This is a genomic window from Frankia sp. CcI49 (assembly GCF_001983215.1).
Taxonomy (GTDB): Bacteria; Actinomycetota; Actinomycetes; order Frankiales; family Frankiaceae; genus Parafrankia; species Parafrankia irregularis.
On sequence record NZ_MOWP01000020.1, the window covers coordinates 31,203 to 56,802 of the forward strand.

Here is a 25,600-nt window from a genome sequence, read left to right on the forward strand (position 1 = left end):
GACCGTGCCTCCGGGCGGAAACAGGGGAAGCAGATGAACGAGGTCTTCGCGCCGGCCGCGCTCGGCCCGATCACCCTGCGCAACAGAGTGATCAAATCGGCGACGTTCGAGGGCCGCACTCCGGACGCCCTGGTGACCGACGAGCTGATCGAGTTCCACCGGGAGGTCGCCGCCGGCGGGGTCGGGATGACCACCGTGGCCTACTGCGCGGTCGCCCCGGGCGGGCGCACCGACCGTCACCAGATCTGGATGCGCCCGCAGGCCGTCCCGGGGCTGCGCCGGCTGACCGACGCGGTCCACGCGCACGGCGCGGCGGCCAGCGCGCAGATCGGGCATGCCGGCCCGGTGGCCAACGCGGCCTCCAACCGGGCCCCCGCCCTCGCGCCCAGCCGGATGTTCAGCCCGCTCGCGATGCGGCCGGTGCAGGTTCCCGACATCGACGGGATCGCGCGGGTCGTCGCCGCCCACGCGGATGCGGCGAAGCTGGCGGAGCAGGCCGGGTTCGACGCGGTCGAGCTCCACTTCGGGCACAACTACCTGGTCAGCTCGTTCCTGAGCCCCAGGCTGAACCGGCGCGGGGACCGTTACGGCGGGCCGCTGGAGAACCGGGCCCGACTGGCGCGGGAGGTCGCCCGGGCGGTGCGGGAGGCGGTGGGCGGCCGGCTGGCGGTGATCGCGAAACTGAACATGGAGGACGGGGTTTCGGGCGGCCTCACGGTTCCCGAGTCGTTGCAGGTGGCGGTCTGGCTGGAGGCCGACGGTGCGCTGGACGCACTGGAGCTGACCGCCGGCAGCTCGCTGCTCAACCCGATGCTGCTCTTCCACGGCGACGCACCGCGGAAGTCCTTCGCGAAGGGACTCCCGCCGCCGGCGCGCTGGGGGTTCCGGCTGGTCGGCCGTTACTTCCTGCGGGAGTACCCCTACCGCGACGGATTCCTGCTCGAGCGGGCCCGGCAGTTCCGCCGCGAGCTGTCGATGCCGCTGGTGCTGCTCGGCGGCATCACGAACCTGGCCATGATGCGCGAGGCGATGGCGGAGGGCTTCGACTTCGTCGCCATGGGCCGTGCTCTGCTGCGCGAGCCGGACCTGCTCCTGCGGATCCAGGCCGAGGAATCCACCCGGTCCGCCTGCGTGCACTGCAACGAGTGCATGCCGACCATCTACTCGGGGACGCGCTGCGTCTACCGCGTCGAGCGGCCGCACGGGTCGCCGTGACTGGTGAAACCTCTAGACATTTGGTGTTATGGTGGGCGGCGTCGATCGAGCAGAGGGCGAGGCGCTCATGCAAAGGCCACTGGCCGAAGTCTTCACCTGGCCGCACGACACGCCGCAGCTGATCGGCAGCCGGTGCGGCGACTGCGCGGCGACGACGTTTCCCGCGCAGTCCCGCTGCCCCCGCTGCGGGCGGTCCAGCATGGCCGAGCTGCTCCTGCCGCGGCGCGGCCGGCTGGTGGCCTGGACGACGCAGGGTTTCGTTCCCAAGCTGCCCTACGCGGGATCCGACAAGGCGGATGGATTCACTCCGTTCGGGGTCGGCCTCGTGCAGCTTGACGATGTCATCCGGGTCGAGTCGAGGCTGACGGAGAACGACCCGGCGAAGTTGGATTTCGGCATGGAGATGGAGCTGTCGATCGTTCCCTTCTATGTCGACGACGCCGGTGACGAGGTCATGACCTTCGCCTTCGCGCCGGTTTCCGAAAGCACCGGCAGCACCGGCAGCACCGACACCGATGGCCGCTGAGGAGTCCACGATGAACGATGTCGCGATCATCGGAGCCGGTCTTCATCCCTTCGGCCGGTTCGGCGCCAAGTCTGCGTTCGCCATGGGCGCCGAGGCGATCGACCTCGCGCTCGCCGACGCGGGAGTGGGCTGGCAGGACGTCCAGTTCGCCTTCGGGGGCAGCTGGGAGGTGGCGCAGACCGATCCCCTGACCGGGCTGCTCGGCCTGACCGGTATCCCGTTCATCAACGTCTTCAACGCCTGCGCGACGGCGGCCAGCGCGATCCAGCAGGCGGCCAATGCCATCCGGACCGGCCAGTGCGAGATCGCCGTCGCCGTCGGGCTGGACAAGCATCCGCGCGGAGCCTTCGTCGAGGACCCGATGCTGGTGAACATGCCGTCGTGGTACGCCGAGAACGGTCAGTACGTCACGACGAAGTTCTTCGGAATGAAGATCAATCGTTATATGCACGACCACGGAATCACCTCCCGCACACTGGCCCGGGTGGCGGCGAAGAACTTCCGCAACGGCGTGCTCAATCCCAACGCGTTCCGGCGCAAGCCGATCTCCGAGGATGAGATCCTGGCCTCGCCGGTGCTCAACTACCCGCTGACGCAGTTCATGTTCTGCGCTCCGGACGAGGGTGCGGCGGCCGTGGTCCTGTGCCGGGCCGACATCGCCCACCGCTACACCGATGCGCCGGTCTTCGTACGGGCCTCGGTGATCCGTACCCGCCGTTACGGCGCTTACGAGGTGAACACCACCTGGGCGGCCGTCGAGGAGGACGCCGCGCCGACGGTGTACGCCTCGCGGGCGGCCTACGAGGCCGCCGGGATCGGCCCCGAGGACGTGGATGTCGTCCAGCTGCAGGACACCGACGCCGGTGCAGAGGTCATACATCTCGCCGAGAACGGTTTCTGCGCCGACGGTGAGCAGGAGAAGCTGCTCGCCGAGGGCGCCACCGAGATCGGCGGCCGGCTGCCGGTCAACACCGACGGTGGCCTGATCGCCAACGGCGAGCCGATCGGCGCCTCCGGGCTGCGGCAGGTGCACGAGCTGGTCCGCCAGCTTCGTGGGCAGGCCGGCGAGCGGCAGGTTCCCGGCAGCCCGCGGGTCGGCTACGCGCAGGTCTACGGAGCCCCCGGCACCGCGGCCGTCACCATCCTCTCCCTTTGACCCTCTCCCTTTGACCGTGGGCGGGGCCGGCGGGAGCCGGCGTCCCGCGGGAGCCGGGGGCCCGCGGGACTGCTTGCCGGTCGTGGCGGCCGACGTGTAGTACGGGAAAGGGTTCTTCAGCGCGCTGTTCCCGTCGTGCCGCGTGCCATGTGCCGTGCGAGGAGGTAGGTATGTCCGATCCGGGTGGGGGCCAGCCTGCGGTGCTCGCGGACCAGGCCTCGTTCGACGATCCGGATTCCGACGGCGGCCCGTCGTCGGCCTACTTCCGTCGTCTCGACGACGGCCGCTACCAGCCCGGCCGCTTCGCCAGCGGCATCTGGGCGAGCGGATCCGTGAGCGGGCGCATCCTCGGCGGCCTGATCGGGCACGTCCTGGTGCAGGAGCAGGCGGAGCCCGGCTACCAGCTCGCCCGGCTCACGGTCGACATGTTCCGCTCGATCCCGTACGCGCCGCTGCAGGTGAGCACGTCGCTGGTCCGGGCCGGCGGGCGGATCCGGGTGGCGGACGTCCACGTCAGCCATGACGGTGTGGTCGTCACCCGGGCGACGGCGGTGTTCCTGCGCCCGTCCAGCAACGCGCCGGGCGAGATCTGGCACGCCGAGCGCGAGGTCTGGCCCGCCCCGCGGCTGGGCTCGCCCGTCCCGCAGCAGCCGGAGGGCTCGCGTGCGGACGTGCGGCCGATGGTGCGCGGTGACGAGTCCGGCGGTGCGGTGGTTCCGACGGCTGGCGTCCAGCGGGGTGGGTCGTGGCTGCGTGAGGTGCGTGAGGTGGTCGAGGGCACGCCGCTGACACCCCTGGCGCGGGCGATACTGGTCGCCGACATGACCAGCCCGTTGACCCACCGCGGCACCGGCGGCCTCCAGTACATCAACACGGACTTCACCCTGACGCTGGTCCGCGAGCCGGTGGGCGAGTTCTTCGGCGTGCTCGCCCAGGACCAGTACGCCGTCGACGGTGTCTCGTTCGGCCTCACGACCATCCACGACGCCGCCGGCCTGCTCGGCACCTGCACGACGACGGCGCTCGCCAACGCGGGCCGGGCGGATCCGGCGCACCTGCTGGACCGCAAGCGTCGCATCTGAGGCGCCAGCACCCGCCGCGTCTCCTCCACCGTCCGCCGTGCCGCATAGCGCCGGTTCCGCGGCGCCGCCGGTTCCGCGGAACCGTGGTGCGGCTGTTCCGTGGAACCGTGGTGCGGCTGGTTCCGCGGCGCCGCCTGTTCCGGAGTGCCGCTGGTTCCGCGGAACCAGCGGCAACCCGCGCGTGCGCTGTTCCACTGGACCCCGGCACCAGGCGCACGGTCGAATGGTGGTACGGAGCAACGCACCCGCGGGTGGACCCGGCGGAAGGAACGAGACGTGATGGCCACACCTCCTCCCCTCAGCCCCGGCCCCGGTACGCCGGCACCGGCGGAGTCCCTGCCGGCAGCGGGGTCGATGAAGCCGGCGACCACCATCAGCCGTGGGCGGGTCCATGCCGAGCAGGCGAACAAGCGGGTCCGTGCGCTGCTCGGTGGTCACGTCGTCGTCGACACGATCCGGCCCGTGCTGGTCTGGGAGGGCCCGCACTATCCCGTGTACTACCTGCCGGCCGAGGACGTCCGGGCGGCCCTGGAGCCGAACGGGAAGATCGCGCGCTCGCCGAGCCGGGGTGACGCGGTCCGCCACGACGTGGTCATCGGCGGCCGGACGGCCCCGGACGCCGCGGGCACCTACCCCGATTCGCCCATCCCGCAGCTGCGTGGCCTCGTCCGGCTCGACTGGGACGCGATGGACGAATGGCTGGAGGAGGACGAGCTCGTCTACGGGCACGCGCGTAACCCCTATCACCGCATCGATGTCCTCTCCAGCTCCCGGCAGGTGCGGGTGGAGATCGACGGCGTGACGGTCGCCGAGTCGGCCCGGCCGGTCGTCCTGTTCGAGTCGGGTATCCGCCCGCGTTACTACCTGCCGCTGACCGACGTGCGGACGGAGCTGTTGCTGTCGTCGGAGTCGTCCACCCACTGCCCGTACAAGGGAGCCGCCGGCTACTTCTCCGTCCAGGTCAACGACAAGGTCCACGAGGACGTCGTCTGGATCTACCGCACCCCGCTGCCGGAGAGCATCCGCATCGCCGGCCTGGTCTGCTTCTACGACGAGAAGGTCGACGTCTACGTCGACGGAACCCACACCTGACCTGTCAGATGCTAGAACCCGGTTCTGTCGTGGTGGGGGCTGGTCCGGTCGGCTGCCGGTTGGCGACCGACCGAACCTGGATGGAATCGGCTTTCAGGTAGCGTGTAGTCGTGGCGAAAGAGGAGACGCTGCCGCAGCCGGTCAGCACCATGACGCCGGCCCAGCTCGAGCGACGGCGCCGGCTGACCGACACGGTCATCGAGATGATCGACCAGATGGGTCCCGAGCAGCTGCAGATGCGCGACGTGGCGGAGCGGTCCGGCGTGGCGCTCGGCACCGCGTACCGCTACTTCTCCTCCAAGGACCATCTGCTCGCGGCGGCCTGGGCGGACTGGCAGCGGCGGCTCACCGACCGGGTCCGCGCCGAGGTCAGCCGGGACGCCTCGCGCAACCGCTCCGCCCCTGGCGGTGCCTGCACCCGGGTGCTGTCCTTCCTCAGCCGGGAGACGCGGGCGTTCCAGCGGCACCCGAACTTCGCCCGCCTCGTCGCCTACGTCGAGGTGTCGGGAGACCCGTTCGCCAGTGAGGAGCTCGCCGGTCTGCGCTCGGACAACTACGCGACCCTCATGGCCCTCATGGAGGGTGTTCCCGCCGATGTGGTCCGCCCGGCGATGACGGCCATCAACGCCACACTCGGCTCCGGCCTCACCGCGTGGATCTGCGGCCGGCTCACCTTCGCCGACTTCTCCCGCCAGCTGGAGGAGGTCGTCCGCCTCATCCTGGGCCCCTACGACGAGGCCTGACGCCCTGGCCGATCAGCCGAGCCGGGTGGAGATCTGGTAGCGGTCGGCGGGGTGGGTGTGGATGCCGGTGCTCACCAGGCGGCCGTCGGAGCCGTAGTGCCGCCGGGTGATGACCAGGGCCGCCGATCCGGGGGCGGCTCCGAGGGCGCGGCCCATCTCGTCGGTGAGCAGGTCGGCCGAGATGATCTGTTCGACGGGTCTGTCGGCGAGGTCGGCGGCCTGGAAGCTGACCCGCAGGATCAGGTCATGCGGCAGGTCGCCCCGCAGGTACTGCTCGCTCCAGCAGACCGGGGTGTCGTCGCCGCGCCGGGTCCGCGCCCCGCGGACGACGAACCACGACGTTCCCGCCTCGGCGCCGACCCGGCGGGCGGTGTCGGCGTCGAGAACGATGTCCGCGGAGGTGGGCCGGGCTATCCGGGTCTCGACCGCGAGGGCGAGGATGTCGTCCGCCGACTGGGCGAACGGCTGGTAGTCGGCGACCGGCCTGGTCGCGACGACCGTGGTTCCGGCGCCGGGCCGGCGGTTGACGAGCCCCAGTTCCTCGAGTCGCCGTAGCGCCCGCCGCACCGTCTCCCTGGCCAGGCCGTGTGCCGCACACAGTTGTTCCTCGGTGGGCAACCGGCTGCCGACCGGGTAGCGGCCGTCGGCGATGCCGGCGAGCAGCTCCTCGGTGAGTACCCGATGTCGCGGCACTGCCAACGCTAGGTCCCTCCCTGGTCCCTGTGGTCGCCCCGGTCCTGTCGGCAAGCTTCCCGGATGCCGTCTCGGCTGTCCGTTCTGGACGCCCGTGCTGGCGGGGCCGGTGCGGGCGGACTGGTTCGAGGCTGGCGCGTCCGCGGATCCAAGGCTATCGTCCCCTCAGCACAGTTTGTCTAGACAAAGATTCGCGTAACGCCGCGAAGGAGCGCCGTGAGCGGACTGCTCGATGTCGACCGGCTGGCACGCTGGCTCGACGCACAGGGACTCGAAGCACGACTGCCGGTCTCGGCGGCGCCGTTGGCCGGCGGCAGGTCCAACGCCATGTTCACCGTGGACCGCGGGAACCAGCGGTGGGTGCTGCGCCGGCCGGCGGCCGTCGCCATGCCGAACGCCGACGCCGGGATGGTGCGCGAGTTCCGCATCCTCGCCGCGCTGGCGGGCACCGGCGTGCCTCACCCGGCGGTCGTCGCGCTGTGCGAGGACCCGGCCGTGCTCGGCCGCACCTTCTACCTGATGGAACGGGTCGACGGGGTGGCTCTGACACCGCCGCCACAGCCGCTGGCGACCGGCCCGGGCCGCGTCGAGATCAGCCGGTCCATGGCCGAGTCGCTGGCCCGGCTGCACGCCGTCGACTGGCGCGGCCGAGGGCTTGCGGACCTGGGGCGTCCCGAGGGGTTCCACGAGCGGCAGACCGAGCGCTGGACGCGCCAGCTGCGCTCCTACGAGGGCCGGGAGCTCCCGGGCGTCGACGGGGTGACCGCCTGGCTGCGCGGCCATCTGCCGGAGTCGTTCACGCCCACGCTCATCCACGGCGACTACCACATGCTCAACGTGCTGATCGCGCCGGAACCGCCGGGGCGGGTCGTCGCGATCCTCGACTGGGAGACCGCGACGATCGGCGACCCGCTGCTCGACCTGGCCGGGTTCTGCGAGATCTGGAGCACCTCCCTGGGCGACGGGTGGGGAACTCCCGACCAGCTGATCGAGTGGTACTCGGCTGCCGGGGGAGCCGCCTCGGGGCCCGGCGCGGTGGGCGGGCTCGGCCTGGCCGACCTGACCTACTACCAGGTCCTCTACAACTTCCGGCTCACCGTGCTGCTGGAAGGCATCTACCAGCGCTCGCTGCGGGATCCGACCCGCCCCGCCATGGAGGACGTCGGGGCGCGGGCCCGGTGGAACCTCGACCGCGCCCGCCAGCTCGTCCACCTGCACGAGTAGGCCCGGGCCACACGTATCGCGTCACCAGTCCTGCTGGGCAGAAGGGGACAACAGATGGTCAGTTTCGATGTGGAGCCGGCGCTCGCCGCGGAGCTCGCCTGGATCCGGGAGTTCGTCGCCACCGAGATCGAGCCGCTGGACCTGGCGTTCGGCGACGAGGAGATCGTGTACGACAAGTCCCACCCGGTGCATGAGCGTCACCTGCGCCCGCTGCAGGACCGGGTGCGCGAGCGCGGGCTGTGGTCGTGTCACCTGACCCCGGAGTTCGGCGGCCAGGGCTACGGGCAGGTCCAGCTCGCGCTGATGAACGAGATCCTGGGGCGCTCCGCGTTCGCGCCGACGGTCTTCGGCTGCCAGGCGCCGGACTCCGGCAACGCCGAGATCCTCGCTCACTACGGAACGCCCGGGCAGCAGGAGCGCTATCTCGCGCCGTTGCTCGACGGGCGGATCTCGTCCTGTTACGCGATGACCGAGCCGCAGGGCGGCGCCGACCCGGCGCTGTTCACCACCCGCGCGGTGCGCGACGGCGACCACTGGGTGATCGACGGGGAGAAGTGGTTCTCCTCCAGCTTCGAGAAGGCCGCGTTCACGATCGTCATGGCGGTCACCAACCCGGACGTCTCCATCTACCAGGGCACGTCGATGTTCCTCGTGCCGGCGGGAACACCCGGGCTGGAGGTGATCCGGCGCACCGGGCTGGGCTACGACGCCGCGGGAACCGGCAACCATCCCTACGTGCGCTATGACGGGGTCACGGTCCCGGCGGAGAACCTGCTCGGCGCCGAGGGGCAGGCGTTCGTCATCGCCCAGACCCGGCTCGGCGGCGGCCGGCTGCATCACGCCATGCGCACGGTCGGCGCGGTCGCCCGTTGCCTGGACATGCTGTGCGAGCGGGCGTTGAGCCGAACCACGCAGGGTGAGCTGCTGGCGCGAAAGCAGCTCACCCAGCAGAAGATCGCGGACGCCTGGATCGAGCTGACCCAGTTCCGCCTTCAGGTGCTGCACGCGGCCTGGTGCGTGGACACCTACGGGGCGAAGGCCGCCCGCCGGGAGATCGCCGCGGTCAAGGTCGCGACGCCGAAGGTGTACCACGACGCGGTGGTGCGCACCATGCACGCGCACGGAGCCCTCGGGATCTCCAACGAGATGCCGCTGGCCCGGATGTTGCTCGGCTCGATCGCGCTCGGGATCGCCGACGGGCCCACCGAGGTCCATCAGGCCACCCTGGCGCGGGAGGTCCTCAAGGAGCATCGCCCCAGCCCGGACAGCTGGCCCAGCGAGCATGTCCCGGCCCGCCGCGCTGCCGCCCGCACCCGCTACGCGGATCTTCTGGAGGGCTGACATGGTCTATCCCGGCTTACACGCGCAGACCGACCCGGACCGGCCGGCCGTCATCATGGCCGCCGGCGGTGAGCGTCTCACCTACGCACAGCTCGATGCGAGATCCACCCAGCTGGCACGGCTGCTGCGGGCCCGCGGCCTGCAGGTGGGGGACACGGTCTCGATCCTGGCCGAGAACCACCCCGCCTTCTTCGAGGTGTACTGGGCGGCGAGGCGGTCGGGGCTCTACATCACCGCGATCAACCGGCACCTCGCCCCGGCGGAGGCGGCCTACATCCTCAGCGACGGCGGGTCGAAGGCGATCGTCGCCTCGGCCGCACTCGGCGCGACCGCGGCCGAGGCGGTGGCACTGGTGCCCGACTGCGCCTGCCGGCTCGTCCTGGACGGCACGCTGGACGGATTCGAGCCCTACGAGGAGGCGCTGGCCACCGAGCCGCCCACGCCGCTGGACGACCAGCCGCGGGGAGAGGTGATGCTCTACTCGTCCGGAACGACCGGCCGCCCGAAGGGCATCCGCCGCCCGCTGTCCGGGCGCAGCGTCGACGACCCGGAGAACGTCGGCACCTCCACCCTCGAGCGCGCCCTGTTCGGGATGGACGAGACCAGCGTCTACCTGTGCCCGGCACCGCTCTACCACGCGGCGGGGCTGCAGTGGTCGGCCGGCGTCCACGAACTCGGGGGCACCGTGGTCGTGCTGGAGAAGTTCGACGCCGAGGGCATGCTCGCCGTGATCGAACGCGAGCGGGTCACCCACACCCAGATCGTCCCGACGATGCTCGTGCGCGTGCTGAAGCTGCCCGACGAGCGGCGGCTGCGGTACGACCTGTCGAGTCTGCGCCGCGTGGTCCACGCGGCGGCGCCCTGCCCGCCCGCGGTCAAACGGGCGATGATCGACTGGCTGGGCCCGATCGTGGACGAGTACTACGCGAGCACCGAGGGCTCCGGGCTCAGCTACATCGGCGCCGCCGACTGGCTGCGCCATCCCGGCTCCGTCGGGCGGCCGCTGGTCGGCATCCCGCACGTCTGCGGCGACGACGGCGCCGAACTGCCCGCCGGCCAGCCCGGGCTGATCTACTTCGAGCAGGCCGAGGCACCGTTCGCCTACCACGGCGATCCGGAGAAGACCCGGGCCAGCCGGCACCCGGACCACCCGAACTGGACCGCGGTCGGCGATGTCGGCTACGTCGATGACGAGGGCTACCTGTATCTCACCGACCGGAAGAGTTTCATGATCATATCGGGTGGGGTGAACATCTACCCGGCCGAGATCGAGTCCTGCCTGGTGATGCACCCGGAGGTCGCCGACGTCGCGGTGTTCGGCCTGCCCGACCCGGAGATGGGCCAGTACGTGCACGCCGTCGTCCAGCCGGCGGCCGGGGTGGCGCCGTCATCGGAGCTCGCGGAGCGCCTGCGCGCCCACGCCCGCGAGAGCCTCGCCCACTACAAGGCCCCCCGGGTCTTCTCCTTCCGGGAGGAGCTGCCCCGCATGCCCACCGGCAAGCTGGCCAAGGGCGCGCTGCGCGACGAGTACCTCCAGGACGCGGACGTGTCGTCATGACCGGGCCCTCGTTCCGCCTCGACGGCAAGGTGGCGCTGGTGACCGGCGCGAGCCGGGGGCTGGGCCGGGCCATCGCGCTCGGGTTCGCCGCGGCCGGCGCCGACGTGGTCGTGTCCAGCCGCACGGCGGCGGCCTGCGAGCCGGTGGCCGCCGAGATCCGGGCGCAGGGCCGCCGGGCGCTCGCGGTCGGCGCGCACGTCGGCGACTGGCATGACTGCGAGCGGCTGGTAGCCCGGACCGTGGGCGAGCTGGGCCGGCTCGACGTGCTGGTGAACAACGCCGGGATCGCGCCGGTGCCGCCGTCGCTGGCCGGTGTCACCGAGGCGCTGTTCGAGAAGACGGTCGCGGTCAACCTCAAGGGCCCGCTGCGGCTGACCGGGCTCGCGGCCGAGTATCTGCCCCCGGGCGGATCGGTGATCAACATCAGCTCGAAGGCGGCGACCCACCCCGCCCCGCACACCGTCGTGTACGCGGCGGCGAAGGCCGGGCTGAACGCGCTGACCGCCGCCGCGGCCAGCGAGCTCGGCAGCCGAGGCGTCCGGGTGAACGCGATCGTCTGCGGCTCCTTCCACACCGACAGCTTCGACCGCTCGATCCCGACGCCCGAGCTCGCCGAACAGGTCGCCGGCCGGATCGCGCTCGGCCGGATCGCCGGCCCCGAGGAGATCCTCGGAACGGCGCTGTTCCTCGCGTCGGACGCGTCGTCCTACATGACCGGCGCGCTGCTCGCGCTGGACGGAGGCTGAACATGACATCGACCGTGACGTCTGCGGAGGAGCAGGTGCGCGCCGTCGTCTGCACCGACCTGGTGGGCGAGGACGCCCTGGAGCTGCGGGACCGGCCCCGCGCGCCGCTGGGGCCGAAGGCCGTCCGGATCAGGGTCCGGGCCGCGTCGGTCAACTATCCCGACGTGCTGATGATCCGCGGCGAGTACCAGGCCCGGACGGAGCCGCCGTTCGTACCCGGGACGGAGGTCGCCGGCGACGTCGTCGAGGTCGGAAGCGAGGTCGGGGCCGAGGCCGGCGGGATCGCCGTCGGCGACCGGGTCCTGTCGGTCGTGGGCGCCGGGGCCTTCGCGACCGAGGCCGACGCCGTGCCGCCGTGGCAGCAGGTGCACCGCATCCCCGCCGAGATGCCCTACGACGAGGCCGCGGCGTTCACCATCACCTACGGCACCGCCTACCACGGGCTGATCCGCCGCGGCAGCCTGCGGGCCGGTGAGTCGGTGCTGATCACCGGAGCGAGCGGCGGCTGCGGTTCGGCCGCCGTCCAGGTGGCCAGGGCGGCCGGCGCCCGGGTCGTGGCGGTCGCCGGCGGCGCCGAGAAGACCGCGCTGGTCCGCCAGCTCGGCGCCGACGTCGTCATCGACCACCGGGAGCTCGACCCGCAGGATCCGAAGGCGCTCTCGGCGCTGGTGCGCGGGTACACCGGTGGCGAGGGGGTCGACGTCGTGTTCGACACCGTGGGCGGCACCGACATCCGCGAACCGCTGCGGTCCCTCGCCTGGTACGGGCGCTATCTGACGATCGGGTTCGCGGGCGGTATCCCGACCGTGAGCGTCAACCAGACGATCCTCAAGTGCGTCTCGATCATCGGTGTCGCCTACGGGATGTCCGCCCTGCGCGACCCGGCGGCGAACGAGCAGGACATGCGGGCGCTGTTCGACTGGTATCGCCAGGGCCTGGTCCGGCCGTCGATCGGGCACCGGTTCCCGCTCGAGCAGGCCGCCGAGGCGCTGCGGGTCGTGCGGCAGCGCCGGGCGCTCGGCAAGGTCGTCATCGAGATGCCGCCGCCCGCCGCCGACCGGGAAGCGGGACGGTGAGCGGGCCGGACCCGGCCGCGACGGCAGCCGGTGCCCAGGGGCTGCCGGAGCCCGGCTCACCGCGGGTCGCGGTGGTGACCGGCGGGGCGAGCGGCATCGGCCGGGCCACCGCCGCCCTGCTCGCCGCGCAGGGGGTGCGGGTGGCTGTTCTCGACCGCGCGGGCGCCGTCGGCCCCTCCGGCGGCGGCATCGGTCTGGGCCCGGTGGATGTCAGCGACAGTGCCGCAGTCGGCGAGGCCGTCGCCCGGGTGCGCGACGAGCTCGGGCCGATCGGCATCGTGGTGAACGCGGCCGGGATGCCCGCCGGCGGCAACCTGGGGGACGAGCATTTCCCGGAGGCCTGGGAGCGGACCCTCGCGGTCAACCTGACCGGCGCGATGCTGGTGGTACGGGCCTGCCTGGCGGACCTGATCGCGTGCGGCGCCGGGCGGATCGTCAACGTCGCCTCCACCGAGGCGCTCGGCGCCGGCCGGCTCACCGGGCCGTACACGGTGTCCAAACACGGGCTGCTCGGCTTCACCCGGTCACTCGCGGTCGACCTGGGGCGGCGCGGGATCACCGCGAACTGCGTATGCCCCGGCGCGACGCTGACCGGGATGACCGAGGCGATCCCGGCGGCGCACCGGGAGACGTTCGCGCGCCGCGCCATCCCGGCCGGCCGTTACGGCCGACCCGAGGAGGTCGCGCACATGATCGTGGCGTTGACCGCGCTGGAGGCGTCATTCGTGAACGGCGCGGTGATCACCGTCGACGGAGGCATGTCCGCGCAGGGCCGTTGAGCGGTGCGCCGTTGAGCGGTGCGCCGTTGAGCGGTGCGCCGGGCCAGGCCGGCCGGCCTGGCCCGGCCCGGCGTCAGGCGTTGCCGGCCAGGGGCGAGTAGGTGGTCCGGATGGCGCGCTTGAGCAGCTTGCCGGTGTCACTGCGGGGCAGCGGCTCCGCGGACAGCCACACGTGGGCCGGGACCTTGTGCGCGGCGAGGAGCGTGCCGACATGCGCGCGCAGGTCCTCGGTGGTGGTCGGGGAGCCGGCCGCGACATGGACGACCGCGGCGACCTCCTCGCCGAGGGTCGGGTGCCCCACCGCGAAGACGGTCGCCTCCAGCACGGCCGGGTGCTCCATCAGCGCGGCCTCCACCTCGAGCGTGGAGATGTTCTCGCCGCCCCGGATGACGATGTCCTTCAGCCGGTCGACGATGTAGAGGAAGCCCTCGTCGTCGAAGCGCCCGAGGTCACCGCTGCGCAGCCAGCCGTCCTCGAACGGCACCGCGGCCAGCTCGGTCCGGCTCCAGTAGCCGGCGCAGACGTTCGGGCCCCGGACCCAGATCTCCCCGGAGTCCCCCGGCACGGCGTCCGAGCCGTCGTCACCGACGATGCGCACCTCGGCCACGGGGACGGGCGCGCCGACGCTCGCGGGCCGGTTCTGGTAGTCGGAGCCGTTGATCGAGGTGGTGAGCGCCGAGGTCTCGGTCAGGCCGTAGCCCGTTGCCGCGATCACGGTGGGGAACCGCTCGCGGATGCGGCGTGAGAGCGCCGGCGGCGAGGCGGCGCCCCCGCCGCCGAACCTCTGCAGGGCGCTGAGGTCGCGGCGGTCGACCGACGGCGCGTTGAGGAGGTCCCACAGCATCGTCGGCACACCGGAGAACGAGGTCACCCGCTCGCGCTCCATGAGATCGAGGGCGACCTCCGCGTCCCACCGGCGGATGAGGACGAGGGTCCCGCCGAAGGCGGCGGTGCTGACCAGAGTCGCGTGGCAGCCGGTGGCGTGGAACAGGGGCACCGACAGCATCTGGACGGTCGGCCCCGAGGGAGCTGCCGACGGTGTCGCGTCGCGCTGCATGGTGCGGGCGCCGACGAACATCATGTTCATGAGGTTCGCGCAGGCGTTGCGGTGGGTCCCGGCGACGCCCTTGGGGTTGGCGGTGCTGCCGGACGTGTAGAAGAGCGTGGCGAGGTCGTCAGGCTCGACGTCGACGTCGACGGGGCCGTGCTCCCGTTCGGTGAGCGCCGCGAACGGCAGGATTCCCGCGGGCAGGTCGGCGGTGCCCTTGCGGTCGTCGAGCCGGGTACCGATGACCGTGCGCCCGTCGAGCGCGCCGGTGACGGTCGCGAGCCGCTCAATCCGCTCACCGTCGGCGATGACGACCGTGGCGCCGGAGTCGTCGAGGGTGTAGGCGAGTTCGGCGCCGTTGCCGAACGAGTTCAGCGCCACGGCGACGGCGCCGATCCTGGTCGCGGCGAAGAACGCGATCGACCATTCCGGGATGTTGCGCATCGCGATCGCCACCCGGTCGCCCTTGCGGACGCCGAGCTCGTCGACGAGTGAGGCGGCGAGGGCCTCGACGAGCTGGAGGTGGCGAACGTGGGAGATTCGTTCCTCGCCGAGGACGATGAAGTCCCGCGAGCCGCCGGCCGCCGCTCCCTGAGCCAGGACGGCACCGAGGTTTCGGGGAGCGTTCTTCCAGGTCCGGGTCGGCACGCCGCGTACCTCGACGGTCTCCCACTCGAAGAACTGCCCCGGTGCGCAGAGTGCCTCGTGAATTTCCTGGTTGCTGAGCAACGGCGGTGACCTCTCAGGTTGTACCGGTGGCTCTGGGTGCTCCTCGGATAATTTATCCAATCATCCAGCGCGCTCGGGGGTAGACGCAACAGTCCCGAGCGCCCGGGCACGGCCGGCGGTGACGACAGCGCCCGGTGAGCGGGGAAGCTGGGAACGGCAGACGTCCAGCCCGGCTAAAGCAGAGCCGCGGCGAGCCTGCGCCACTCCTCACGGGGGAAGGCGGTCTGGTCCGCGGTGAGCACCTGGAGGGTGACGTGGTCCGCGCCCGCGGCCCGGTGCTCCTCCACCCTGCGCCTGACCGCCGCCTCGTCCCCCCAGGCGATCATCGCGTCGAACACCCGGCCGTCCGCGGCTGCCACCTCGTCGGGCTCGAATCCCAGCCGGATCAGGCTGTTGGCGTAGTTCGGGAGGGAGAGGTAGCCGCGCAGCCACCCGCCCGCGATCGCCTGGGCCTCCTCCTTGTCGGAGCACAGGACGACGGCCTGCTCGGGCAGCACGAGCGGACCGTCGCCCACCGCCTCCCGCGCGATCCGGGTGTGCTCCGGCGTGACCAGGTAGGGATGGACGCCGCGGGCCCGCCTGGACGCGAGCTCCAGCATGCGGGGGCCGAGCGCGGCGAGGACCCGGCTGTCCTGGGGGACGGGCTGCTCCGCGGCGTCGAGGCCGTCGAGGTAGGTCTTCATCGCGGTCAGCGGCCGCTGGTATCTGCCGGGCTCCGCCGCGGAGTCCACGGCGATCGCGTGGCTCACCCCGATGCCGAGCAGCAGCCGGTCGTCGTGTTTCGCCGCCAGCGCCGCATACGACGCGGCCGCCTGCTCCGCCGGGCAGTACCAGAGGTTGAGGACGCCGGTCGCCACGACGGTGGAGCGAGTGGCGGCGAGCAGCCGCTCGGCGGCCTCGAACGTGTCGCCGCCCATGTCCGGGATCCACAGCGCGCTGAAGCCGAGCTCCTCGAGCTCGGCCGCCGCCTCGGCGGCTTCGCCGGGGTCGCTGTAACGCAGCTGCTGGCTCCACACGCCGACGCCAGAGAGGTCCATGCTCTGCCTTCCGGAGAGATCGCGCTCCCGCCGTGCGCCGCCATCCGGCGCCGCCGGCGGAACCGCCTGAGAAAACGAGTCAGCCGGCGGCGCGGGGCGCGCCGTTCCCGGCGGAGCGGATCGCCCGCTCCATTCCGGCAATCATGTCGGGATAGCGCCCGGTCCGCGCGCCCCCGTCGACGCTGTACAGGGAGCCGGAGACGAAGGACGCCTGCTCCGAGGCGAGGAAGTAGATGACGTTCGCGATCTCCTCAGGTTCCGCGAACCGCCCGAGGGGGGCGTTGTCGACGAACTCGTCGACCAGGCCGGGCAGGTGCCACACCCCACCGGTGAGCCCGGTGCGGACCAGGCCCGGGGCGACCGCGTTCACCCGGATTCCGTGCCGGCCCAGCTCCAGCGCGGCGACCTCGGTCAGCGCCACGGCGCCCGCCTTGGCCGCGCAGTAGGCCGCCACACCGCGGCCGGGCTGCACCGCGTTGAGGCTCGCGACCGTGACGATCGACCCTCCTCGCCCGGCCTCCCGCAGTGCCCGCCCGCCGTGCTTGAGGGTCAGGAACGCCCCGTGCAGACTCAGATCGACGATCCGCCGCCACTCGCCGAAGTCGTGGTCGGCGACCTCGCCGAGGGTGCCGCCACCGGCGTTGGCGACCACGACGTCGAGCCCGCCGAACCTGGCCGCGGCGAGCGCGACCAGTGCGGCCACGTCGTCCTCGTCGGTCACGTCGCACCGGGCGGCCGCGAAGGCGTCGGGGCCGAGCTCGGCGCTCAGGGCCGCCAGGCCCGGCTCGTCGATGTCACCGCCGACGACTTTCCCGCCTTCGGCGACGAACCGCCTGGTGACGGCCCTTCCGATGCCGTTGGCGGCCCCGGTGACGACACCGACCCACCCGGAGCGTGCGCCGCCCGTCATCGGCCCTCGACTCGCCGTAAGGGACGGCTGTGCCGGTTCCCGCTGTGAACAGCTCGCGTCATCTGACGGTCCTCCTGGAAGCGTGGGGCGTCGCAGGTCTCCAGTTCGAGCCCGCGGCCCGCCGGATTCGGAGCCGGATCGGGTGACGGAACCGGCGATGGTCCTGGCCCATGCCGGCGGACGCCCGAGTCGGTGGACGCCCGTGCCGGTGGGCGCGGGGCGATCACGAACGGCGAGACAGTTTTCGTCCGACGTTGTACAGCGACACAGTACGACAGATCTGTCTCGCCGGAGACCCGCGACTTCCGTGACTGTCTCGCCTGATACCGCCGCCGCGACTGATACCGCCGCCACGCCTATCGGAGTGGCTGACGAGCCCAGTTCTCACTGAGATGCATCGCGACCGAACCACCGTCCACCAGGAGGTCCGTTCCGGTGATGAACGTCGACTGGGGGCCGAGGAGGAACGACACCGCGTCGGCCACGTCGTCCGGTGTTCCGATCCGTCCCGCGGGGGCCGCGTCGGTGACGGAGCGCAGCGCGTCACCCCAGGGCCCGTCCAGTTCGAGGCGCCCCATCGGCGTCGAGATCACCCCCGGGCTCACCGAGTTGACGCGGGCCCTGCGCCGCCCCCAGGGCGGAGCCGCCGCCCGCACGCGCAGCATCGCCCCCAGCTTGGCCAGGCTGTAGGCGCCGGTCGGTTCCGTGACCACCTGGCTCGACAGGAACGGGAGCTCCAGCAGCTCGCAGGCGGGTGTGATGGCGAGCGCGCGCTCCTGGTCGGCGGGCAGCCGCGGCGCGAAGTGCCCGGCGGTGCTGGAGATGACCACGCCGGCTCCGCCGGGCGCGATGACCCGTGCGAACTCGTCGAGGAAGTGCGCGACACCGAGCAGATCCACCCGGATGATCGCGTCCGGCCCCGCCTGCGCCATCGAAAGACCGGCCGTGTGGACGGCGTGTGTGACGGGACCCAGACCGGCGGCGACGTCCGCCAGTGCGGCGACGGACTCTCCCTCGGACACGTCCACGGGCCGGGTGACGACCTCGTGCCCCTCATCCCGCAGCGCGCCGGCGACCGTCGTGAGTGTGTCGTCGTTGGCGTCGGCGAGTAACAGGGTCCGGGATCCACCGAACCGGCGGGCGATCGCCGCGCCCATGCCGCCCACACCGAGGACGACCACCACGTCCTTGCTCATCACTGCCTCCGTCATCTCAACAGCGGCGGCCGGGGTCTACGGGACCGCGCCCCGCGGATCCCCGGCGCCTTCGCCGACAGTCTGGCTGGTTCCTGTTCGAGGAGACCCGGCCCCGGGCCGTGGCCGGCGCCCCGCACCATCTTGGCGAAGCTGGGCGTTTCACGTTTTCCGTCGTGATCGCGGGCGCGAGTGCGCAGTGTCGTCGAGGTATCCGACGGTCCCGGCCCCTCCTGGACGTTGGGCGTCGGGCAGTTGCGGTCACAGCGGACGTCGACCAGGAACGGGCGGTCGGTGGTCGCGAAGGCGCGCGTGTACGCGGCCGCGAGCTCGTCGGGGTGCTCGACCAAGTCGATCATGCGGTGGCCGTGCGAAGAGGAAAGCGGCGGTCCCGCGTCGCGACGCGGGTGGCGATCGGACCGGGCGGGTCGGCAAGGTGACAGTGGTGTTCCTTGCCTGCCGTGTCGAGCCGTCCAACGATGCGGGCAGGTCAGGGCCGCAGGATGTTTCGGCCGCCTGCCCGAACCCGGACGTCTCCATCGTCACCGTCACGCCGGTGGCTATCTGGACAGGGAGTTCTCGTGTCATACAGAAGGACGATCCGTGAGACCGTCGAAAACGGCATCAGTGATCTCTTCGAGCTCCAGGCCTCGCTGCTCACCGCGATCCAGCTGGAGTTCTCCACCATTCCGCCGTATCTGTGTGCACAGTGGTCGGTCCGGGATCCCGATCCGAGTGAGGTGGAGAAGCGACTGAAGACGGTGGTGACGCAGGAGATGCTGCATTTCGGCTTGGCCTGCAACATGTACACCGCTACCGGAGCATCGCTCAAGGGTGAGATCACCGCGGCGGACTTCGTTCCGAGATACCCGGTCACGGGACTGCCTGGTGGCGTACATCCGGGCCTTGTCGTCGGGCTGGCGCCGCTGGGGACGCAGACGCTGCAGACGTTCATGGCCATCGAGTATCCGGAGGCGGGCCCCGCTGTGCCGCAGCCGGTCACGCCTCCGCCGCCCCCGCCGCCGGCGGCGCCGACCATCGGCCAGTTCTACGACGCGATCGCACGCGGATTCACCGAGGTCTTCCCCGGCGGATCGCTGCCGCAGAACCCGTCCCCGAACCAGGTCAACACCAACGTGGGTGCCGATCAGCTGCTCCCCGTCAACACCGTGGCGGACGCCCTGAACGCCATAAAGGTGATCACCGTGCAGGGTGAGGGCACGGACACGTCGCCCGACGAAAGTGCCCCCGACTCGTCCACCTTCGCTCATTACTACATGTTCGCCGAGGTCTACTACGGCAGAGGTTTGGTCGCGGTGGGGGACGGTTTTCAGTACGCGGGCCCGGTCATCGAAACGCCCGCGGTATACACGTTTTCCAGCGGAGGGTCGGATGGATCCGGCCAGCAGGATTTCGCCGGATCCTTCACGGACCTGATGATCGACCTGGAGTCGTGCTGGACGACGAAGGATTCCTCCATAGGCGACGCCATCAGTCAGATGAGCGACCTGAGGACCAGGGGTGTGGACCTGATCAGGGCCGGAATTACCCCTCCGTTCACCCTGACCTGCTGATGTCTGCCGCGGGCCGCCTCGCGGGAGGTCCTCGCCTCCCGAGGCTCTGCCCGGACCGCGGCGCCACCGGCCCCTGCAGAGCCGTGCCGGTGGCACCGCGGGCGTGAGAGAGACAGGTGCCCTCGGGATGGTGCGTCTGTAGCCGGAAGGCCTGTAACTGACTACGCGGTGTTGCTTCGGCGAGCGGGGCTGATCCTGCGCTCGCGGCGCAACAGCCGGTCCCGGATGTCATCCGTGCCAGCGGCGTCGATGGCGGTCCAGGCGAGCGCGGTCGCCGCGTGGATGGCTGTGGCGTCCGCGTCGGCGGTGGCACAGGAGCGGGTGAAGTCGGAGTGGTGGGGGAATCCGATGGCATTGGCGATGCCGACACCTGGATGGATCGCGGGCAGGGCGAGCGAGACGTTCGCCATGTCGGTCGATCCGCCGGCACCGATCCGCACGTCGGAGGGGACCTCGATCGCCTGGCGGCCGAGTGCGGTGACGTTGCGGCCGTAGAGCCGGCTGAGATCGGCGTCGGCCTCCATGTGCGAGTAGGTCTTCGAGGTGGGGCGGACCTCCATCTCGCATCCGGTCGCCAGGGCACCGGCCTCGAAGCACCGCCGGACCTTCTTCTCCAGCTCGTGGGCCCGCTCGAGGGTCCAGGAGCGGACGAAGTAGCTCAGTACCGTCCGCTCCGGAATGATGTTCGGTGCTTCGCCGCCGTAGGTGACGATGCCGTGCACCAGGTCACCGGCCGGAAGCTGCTGACGCAGCACACCGATCGCGGTCTGGGCGATGGTCGCCGCGTCGAGCGCGTTGATGCCGAGGTGCGGTGCGCCTGCGGCGTGCGACGCCCTGCCGCGGTACTCCACCTCGAACTGCACCGACGCCAGCACGGTGTTCGTCATGTCGACGATGTCGAAGTCGCCGGGGGCCGGGTGCGTCATCATCGCCGCGTGGACGTCGTCGAACACTCCGGCGTCCAGCATGATGATCTTTCCTCCGCCGCCCTCCTCCGCCGGAGTGCCGATCACCCTGACGGTGATGCCGAGGTCGTCGGCCACGGCGGCCAGCCCCAGCCCGGCGCCGACGCTGGAGGCGCAGATGACGTTGTGGCCGCAGGCGTGCCCGATCGAGGGCAGCGCGTCGTACTCCGCGCAGATCCCGAGCACGAGCGGGCCGGTCCCGTAGCTGGCCACGAACGCGGTCTCCAGGTCGGCGGCCTCGCGTTCGATGCTGAAGCCGTTTCGCTCCAGCAGGTCGGTGGCCCAGCCAGCCGCCTTGCGTTCGGCGAACCTGGTCTCGGGGTTGGCGTGCAGGTCGTGGCTGAGGGTCAACAGCGCGGTGTCGGCGGCGTGGATCGCGGCCCGGGCCGCGGATTTGGGCAGGGTCAGGATGGTGTCGGGTTCGGTGCCGGAGTCAGGCGTCGTCGCCGGGCTGGGGGGAGTGGTCAGGTCGGTCATGGTGAGCCTCCGTGGGCTGCGCCGGTGGGGGCGGGGCCGCGGTGTTCGTGCCGCGGGGGGCGTTTGCCCCGGCGGTCCGGGGCCGGCCGCGCCTGCGCGTGGGTGTGATCCCATGCAGCACCAGGTCGACCATCTGGTCGATGTCGCGCAGGTCCCGGATCCGCCCGGCGTAGTAGGTCTGGTATGCCGGCACGCCGGCGAGGATGTCGAGGATCAGCTCGAGGTCCGCGTTGGGCGGCAGGTCGCCGCGGCGGACCGCGCGTTCGAGGATGGTGCGCCCCATCTCGCGGCGCGGCTTGACGAATCGTTCGCGCAGCTGTTGGAGGGCGTCCTTGCTGTCGGCGGCGAGCTGCTGCATCACCTGACCGGCGATGCCGATCTGGTTGCGGAAGTTCACCGAGCTGAACTCGATGAGATCCTGCCTGGTGTCGCCGGTATCCGGGATCCCGCCCCACTCGAGCCAGCGGTCCATGATCAACTCGACCGCGAGATATGCCCGTGACGGCCACCAGCGGTAGACGGTTGCCTTGCCGACACCCGCCCGGGCGGCGATCTCCTCGATCGTGACCGCCGCGTAGCCACGCTCCCGCACGAGCGCCTCCGTCGCGTCGAGGATCGCCTGATGGGCGGCGGCGTTGCGGTTGCGGCCACGACGGGGCTGGGACGGGTCGGGCGATCCATCGGCAACGGTCACGGGCGCTATTTTCCTGGTCGTGGGCCCGGCGGCGGCACCACGATCGGCCGAGCTCACAACCTTGGTCATGCACTGTGGCTTCCGTCCGACCCATCCGACCCGTCCGCGAGCAACGGGAAGTGGCAGGCCACCTGGTGGTCGGGGCCGACGGGACGCGGCGTCGGGCGCTCGGAGACACAGCGGTCGACGGCGATGGGGCAGCGCGTGTGCAGCGGGCAGCCGGCCGGTGGGTCCAGGGGCGAGGGCAGGTCTCCGGCCAGGGCGGGGGCCTGTTCCGGGTCGACGGCCGGGTCCGGCACCGGAACCGCGTCCAGCAGGGCTCGGGTGTACGGGTGCGCCGGGGCGTTGTACACCGCGTCGACCTGGCCGATCTCGACGATCGTCCCGAGGTACATCACGGCGACCCGGTCGACGACGGCGCGTACCACGGCGAGGTCGTGCGCGACGAACAGCAGGGCGAGCCCGCGTTCGGCGCGCAGCCGGGCGAGCAGGGAGAGCACCTGAGCCTGGATCGAGACGTCGAGCGAGGCGACCGGTTCGTCGCAGACGAGCAGGTCGGGTTCGAGCGCCAGCGCGCGGGCGATCGAGACCCGCTGGCACTGGCCGCCGGACAGCTCGTGCGGATGGCGATCCCCGACGAGCTCCGGGTCGAGGCCGACGTCGCGCAGGAGCGTGGCGGCGCGGGCCGCGCGTTCCTGCCTGGGCCGGTCGCCCCGGATGTCGAGGCCTTCGACGACGATGTCGCGCACGCGGCGGCGCGGGTTGAGCGCGGCGATCGGATCCTGGAAGATCATCTGCAGTCGCGGCCGGCGCGGGCGCAGCTGCTTCTCGTCGAGGTCGCACAGGTCCTCGCCGTCGTAGACGACCCGGCCGGCGGTGGGGCGGGGCAGCTGGAGGATGGCCCGGCCGGTGGTCGACTTCCCGCATCCGGACTCGCCGACGAGGCCGAGCGACTCGCCGCGGAGCACGTCGAAGCTCACGTCGGACACGGCATGGACCGTTCCGCCGCGGACCCGATAGCGCGCCACCAGGTGTTCCACCCGGAGCAGGGGGTCCGGGCGCAGCTGCTCCGCCGTCGCGGGGGCGGCCGAGGCCAGCACACCGGTGCCGGGGGTCATCGGGCCACCGCCGTGAGCGCCCCGACCGGGTGCCGACAGGCATAGGAGTGGGTCGCGTCGAGACCCTGGCGGCGCGGCGGTGGGCCCTGCTCGCAGTCCGCGGCGACCGACGGGCAGCGCGGCGCGAAGCGGCAGCCCGCCGGTGGATGGACCAGGTCCGGCGGGGTGCCGGCGATCGCGCGCAGGGCCGCCCCGCGCGGGCTGTCCAGACGCGGGGCGGCGGCGAGCAGGGCCTCGCTGTAGGGGTGCCGGCGGGCCGCGAACAGCGTTGCGGTACCGGCCTCCTCGGCGATCCGGCCGCCGTAAAGCACCACGACACGGTCTGTGCGGCCGGCCACCACGCCGAGGTCGTGACTGACGAGGACCAGCGCGAGGCCGCGCTCCCGCTGGAGCTCGGCGAGCAGGTCGAGGATCTGCTTCTGCACGGTGACGTCGAGAGCCGTCGTCGCCTCGTCGGCGATGAGCAGCTCGGGGTCGCAGGCGAGTGCCATCGCGATGACGACTCGCTGGCGCAWCCCGCCGGACAGCTCGTGCGGGTACTGGCGCAGCCGCCGCCGCGGCTCCGGGATGCGGACCTGGTCAAGCAGTTCGACGGCGTGTTCGTCGGCCTGCCTGCGGCGCAGCCCTTTCCAGGCGCGCATCGCCTCGGTGAGCTGCCGCCCGATGGTGAGAACCGGGTTGAGCGATGTGGTCGGGTCCTGGAACACCATCGCGATCCGGCGGCCCCAGTACTGGCGGGCCGCCTGCGGGGGCAGCCCGTTGAGATCGACGCCGTCGAACGTGACGGTCCCGGTCACGGTGGCTCGCGGCGGGACGATGCCCATGATCGACCGGACCAGCATCGACTTGCCCGATCCGGACTCACCGACCAGGCCCAGTGTCTGCTGTGGGGCCAGGGTCAACGAGACGTCGTCGAGGGCGCGCAGCGGGCCCCGGGGGGTCGGGATGTCCACGGTCAGTCCCGCCACCCGCAGGAGCGGCTGCGCTTCCGGCACCGTCGGTTGCGCTGCCGGCGCCATCAGTTGTCCGTCCGGCCGAGGATGTCCACCCGCATCGTGCCTTCGTTGAAGAACTCGATGCCGCCCACCTGACCGGTGTGGATCGCCCCGACTTCGGACTGCTGGTAGAACCAGAACGGCACCTCGGTTTTCATGAGCTTCTCGACCTCGGCGATCGCGGCGACCCGGTCCGGCCCGTCGGGTGTGGCGCGGGCCTTGTCGAGCGCGGCGTCCATCTCCGGGCTGCCGTAGTTGCCGTAGTTGTCGGAGCGGCCGGAATGCAGCCGGTTGTAGAGCACCGGCTCGGGGTCGTCATAGCGAATCGTCAGGAAGCTGAGGTCGTAGTCCTTGTTGAACAGGAGGTTGACCTGGTAGCTGGCCAGGTCGACGGTCTTCAGGCCCACCTTGATGTTGCGCAGCCCGCTCAGCGCCGCCTGGATGTACTCGCCCAGCGCACGGGCCTGCGGCGTCGACGGAAGGAGCAGGTCGAACTCCAGCGGCCTACCGTCCGCCGCCAGTTCGTCGAGCAGTTTCTGCGCCTTCGCCGTGTCACCGTCGTCGGTGGCCATGCCCTCGACATAGAACGTCGAGCCCCTGCGGAACGGGTCGCCGCTGGGCAGTCCCTTTCCGTCGTACACGACCTTGTCGAGCCGGTCGCGGGAGAGGGCGGCCGCCACGGCCTGGCGGGCCCGGACGTCGTCGAAGGGAGCGCGCCCGGAGTTGAACAGCAGCACCTCGCCGCCGTTGAGCTCGTGCAGGTCGACCGCCGTGCCCTGGCCCTGCGCCCTGGTGATGGTCTCGGCGGTCTGCGTCAGCATCAGGTCGGTCTCGCCCGCGACGAACGAGTTGTAGCGCTGCTGCTCGTCCGTGTTGACGACAAAAGTCAGCTCGTCGAGATTCGGGAGTGGGGCATTCCAGTAGGTGAGGTTGCGCTTCAGAGTGAGATGGTCGTCGCGAACCCATTCGGAGACCACGAACGGCCCGGCGCCGACGGGGTGCTCGGAGAACTCGGTGAGCCCCTTCTTCAGCGCGGTCGGTGAGGCGATATAGGGAACGCTGCGGGCGATCAGCTTGTCGAAGTGCGCGTTCGGCGCCGGCAGCGTGATCCGCAGGGTGAGGGAGTCGACGACGGTGAACGTGTCGCCCCTGAGCGTGGCGCTCTGCAGGGAGGCGTTCTCCGCGACCGAATGCTGCTCCCAGGTGTACTTCACCGCCTCGGCGTCGAACGGTGTGCCGTCACTGAACTTCACGCCGTCGCGGAGCTTCAGCGTCCAGGTCAGGTTGTCCTCGGTGGTGGCGCTGGTCGCGATGCCCGGCTGCACCTTGTCGGTCTTCGGATCGAGCCGCAGCAGCACGTCGTAGATCGCCGCGAGCCGGTTGCCGTCGACGGCGCCCTGCGGGCTCCCGGCGAAGGGATCGAGCCCGCGGGCCTCGGTGACCAGCGACACGGTCATGGCGCCACCCCGGGTGGGCGTGGCCGATGACGATCCGCTGCCGGACGATGACGACCCGCCGGAGTCGGAGCCGGCGCAGGCGGTGAGGGACACCAGGGCGGCCGCAAGGACAGCGGCGACGCGACGTTTCACGAAGATCCTCTCAGTGGGATGGTTCGCCCGCGGGCCGGCG

At 71.5% G+C, this 25,600-nt stretch carries 24 protein-coding genes; 13 read left to right on the forward strand and 11 right to left on the reverse strand.

Features of this window, described 5'->3' with window-relative positions:
• Positions 1-33 precede the first annotated feature (33 nt).
• From CcI49_RS19220 to CcI49_RS19245, 6 genes are all read left to right on the forward strand, one after another.
• Positions 34-1,215 (forward strand): NADH:flavin oxidoreductase, encoded by a 1,182-nt coding sequence (locus tag CcI49_RS19220; protein WP_076828280.1) that lies wholly within the window; start codon positions 34-36, stop codon positions 1,213-1,215.
• A 67-nt stretch (positions 1,216-1,282) separates the two neighbouring features.
• A complete protein-coding gene (locus CcI49_RS19225) occupies positions 1,283-1,741 on the forward strand; it encodes an OB-fold domain-containing protein (protein ID WP_076828283.1) in 459 nt (152 codons plus the stop codon).
• A gap of 10 nt (positions 1,742-1,751) precedes the next feature.
• Positions 1,752-2,897, forward strand: coding sequence for a thiolase family protein (locus CcI49_RS19230; RefSeq protein WP_076828568.1), 1,146 nt, complete (start codon positions 1,752-1,754; stop codon positions 2,895-2,897).
• A gap of 170 nt (positions 2,898-3,067) precedes the next feature.
• On the forward strand, positions 3,068-3,979 hold the full coding sequence (locus CcI49_RS19235; RefSeq protein ID WP_076828285.1) for an acyl-CoA thioesterase domain-containing protein: 912 nt from the start codon (positions 3,068-3,070) through the stop codon (positions 3,977-3,979).
• Between the two features lie 279 nt (positions 3,980-4,258).
• Positions 4,259-5,071: a DUF427 domain-containing protein gene (locus CcI49_RS19240; protein WP_076828287.1), complete on the forward strand. Its 813-nt coding sequence runs from the start codon at positions 4,259-4,261 to the stop codon at positions 5,069-5,071.
• 110 nt (positions 5,072-5,181) lie between these two features.
• A complete protein-coding gene (locus CcI49_RS19245) occupies positions 5,182-5,814 on the forward strand; it encodes a TetR family transcriptional regulator (RefSeq protein ID WP_054569885.1) in 633 nt (210 codons plus the stop codon).
• Between the two features lie 12 nt (positions 5,815-5,826).
• Here the strand turns inward: CcI49_RS19245 and CcI49_RS19250 are convergent, their stop codons facing one another.
• Positions 5,827-6,507: a GntR family transcriptional regulator gene (locus CcI49_RS19250; RefSeq protein ID WP_241840156.1), complete on the reverse strand. Its 681-nt coding sequence runs from the start codon at positions 6,505-6,507 to the stop codon at positions 5,827-5,829.
• 216 nt (positions 6,508-6,723) lie between these two features.
• On the opposite strand from CcI49_RS19250, the gene CcI49_RS19255 reads away from it, so the two are divergent.
• Genes CcI49_RS19255 through CcI49_RS19280 form a run of 6 tightly spaced genes read left to right on the forward strand, consistent with a single transcriptional unit; the run spans position 6,724 to position 13,231 of the window.
• The gene (locus tag CcI49_RS19255) at positions 6,724-7,731 is read left to right on the forward strand and encodes a phosphotransferase family protein (RefSeq protein ID WP_083749602.1); all 1,008 of its coding nucleotides are present in this window, start codon (positions 6,724-6,726) and stop codon (positions 7,729-7,731) included.
• Between the two features lie 54 nt (positions 7,732-7,785).
• Positions 7,786-9,072, forward strand: a complete 1,287-nt coding sequence (locus CcI49_RS19260) for an acyl-CoA dehydrogenase family protein (RefSeq protein ID WP_054569882.1) — start codon at positions 7,786-7,788, stop codon at positions 9,070-9,072.
• 1 nt (position 9,073) lies between these two features.
• Positions 9,074-10,630 (forward strand): acyl-CoA synthetase, encoded by a 1,557-nt coding sequence (locus CcI49_RS19265; RefSeq protein ID WP_076828293.1) that lies wholly within the window; start codon positions 9,074-9,076, stop codon positions 10,628-10,630.
• Positions 10,627-11,376: an SDR family oxidoreductase gene (locus CcI49_RS19270; protein ID WP_054569880.1), complete on the forward strand. Its 750-nt coding sequence runs from the start codon at positions 10,627-10,629 to the stop codon at positions 11,374-11,376. Before CcI49_RS19265 ends, CcI49_RS19270 begins: the two co-directional genes overlap by 4 nt.
• Before the next feature lie 2 nt (positions 11,377-11,378).
• Positions 11,379-12,452 (forward strand): NADPH:quinone oxidoreductase family protein, encoded by a 1,074-nt coding sequence (locus CcI49_RS19275; protein WP_083749603.1) that lies wholly within the window; start codon positions 11,379-11,381, stop codon positions 12,450-12,452.
• Positions 12,449-13,231: an SDR family NAD(P)-dependent oxidoreductase gene (locus CcI49_RS19280; protein ID WP_198955573.1), complete on the forward strand. Its 783-nt coding sequence runs from the start codon at positions 12,449-12,451 to the stop codon at positions 13,229-13,231. Before CcI49_RS19275 ends, CcI49_RS19280 begins: the two co-directional genes overlap by 4 nt.
• Before the next feature lie 73 nt (positions 13,232-13,304).
• Here CcI49_RS19280 and CcI49_RS19285 read toward each other — a convergent pair whose 3' ends face one another.
• From CcI49_RS19285 to CcI49_RS19305, 5 genes are all read right to left on the reverse strand, one after another.
• The gene (locus tag CcI49_RS19285) at positions 13,305-15,008 is read right to left on the reverse strand and encodes a class I adenylate-forming enzyme family protein (protein ID WP_076828295.1); all 1,704 of its coding nucleotides are present in this window, start codon (positions 15,006-15,008) and stop codon (positions 13,305-13,307) included.
• Positions 15,009-15,181: 173 nt separating this feature from the next.
• The gene (locus CcI49_RS19290; protein ID WP_076828297.1) at positions 15,182-16,045 is read right to left on the reverse strand and encodes a TIGR03620 family F420-dependent LLM class oxidoreductase; all 864 of its coding nucleotides are present in this window, start codon (positions 16,043-16,045) and stop codon (positions 15,182-15,184) included.
• A 79-nt stretch (positions 16,046-16,124) separates the two neighbouring features.
• Positions 16,125-16,955, reverse strand: coding sequence for an SDR family NAD(P)-dependent oxidoreductase (locus CcI49_RS19295; protein WP_076828299.1), 831 nt, complete (start codon positions 16,953-16,955; stop codon positions 16,125-16,127).
• A gap of 356 nt (positions 16,956-17,311) precedes the next feature.
• Positions 17,312-18,151, reverse strand: a complete 840-nt coding sequence (locus tag CcI49_RS19300) for an SDR family oxidoreductase (protein ID WP_076828301.1) — start codon at positions 18,149-18,151, stop codon at positions 17,312-17,314.
• 11 nt (positions 18,152-18,162) lie between these two features.
• Positions 18,163-18,507: a hypothetical protein gene (locus CcI49_RS19305; protein WP_076828303.1), complete on the reverse strand. Its 345-nt coding sequence runs from the start codon at positions 18,505-18,507 to the stop codon at positions 18,163-18,165.
• Positions 18,508-18,729: 222 nt separating this feature from the next.
• On the opposite strand from CcI49_RS19305, the gene CcI49_RS19310 reads away from it, so the two are divergent.
• Positions 18,730-19,722: a ferritin-like protein gene (locus tag CcI49_RS19310; RefSeq protein ID WP_054569872.1), complete on the forward strand. Its 993-nt coding sequence runs from the start codon at positions 18,730-18,732 to the stop codon at positions 19,720-19,722.
• 161 nt (positions 19,723-19,883) lie between these two features.
• Here CcI49_RS19310 and CcI49_RS19315 read toward each other — a convergent pair whose 3' ends face one another.
• The 5 genes from CcI49_RS19315 to CcI49_RS19335 all read right to left on the reverse strand — a co-directional run bounded on the left by CcI49_RS19315 (position 19,884) and on the right by CcI49_RS19335 (position 25,560).
• A complete protein-coding gene (locus tag CcI49_RS19315; RefSeq protein WP_083749606.1) occupies positions 19,884-21,164 on the reverse strand; it encodes a M20 family metallopeptidase in 1,281 nt (426 codons plus the stop codon).
• The gene (locus CcI49_RS19320; protein ID WP_076828305.1) at positions 21,121-21,858 is read right to left on the reverse strand and encodes a TetR/AcrR family transcriptional regulator; all 738 of its coding nucleotides are present in this window, start codon (positions 21,856-21,858) and stop codon (positions 21,121-21,123) included. The genes CcI49_RS19315 and CcI49_RS19320 overlap by 44 nt, the downstream gene beginning before the upstream one ends.
• Positions 21,859-21,923: 65 nt before the next feature.
• Positions 21,924-22,976, reverse strand: a complete 1,053-nt coding sequence (locus tag CcI49_RS19325) for an oligopeptide/dipeptide ABC transporter ATP-binding protein (RefSeq protein WP_054569870.1) — start codon at positions 22,974-22,976, stop codon at positions 21,924-21,926.
• Positions 22,973-23,995, reverse strand: coding sequence for an ABC transporter ATP-binding protein (locus CcI49_RS19330; RefSeq protein ID WP_076828307.1), 1,023 nt, complete (start codon positions 23,993-23,995; stop codon positions 22,973-22,975). Before CcI49_RS19330 ends, CcI49_RS19325 begins: the two co-directional genes overlap by 4 nt.
• Positions 23,995-25,560: an ABC transporter substrate-binding protein gene (locus tag CcI49_RS19335; protein ID WP_131831135.1), complete on the reverse strand. Its 1,566-nt coding sequence runs from the start codon at positions 25,558-25,560 to the stop codon at positions 23,995-23,997. The genes CcI49_RS19330 and CcI49_RS19335 overlap by 1 nt, the downstream gene beginning before the upstream one ends.
• Between the last annotated feature and the right edge of the window lie 40 nt (positions 25,561-25,600).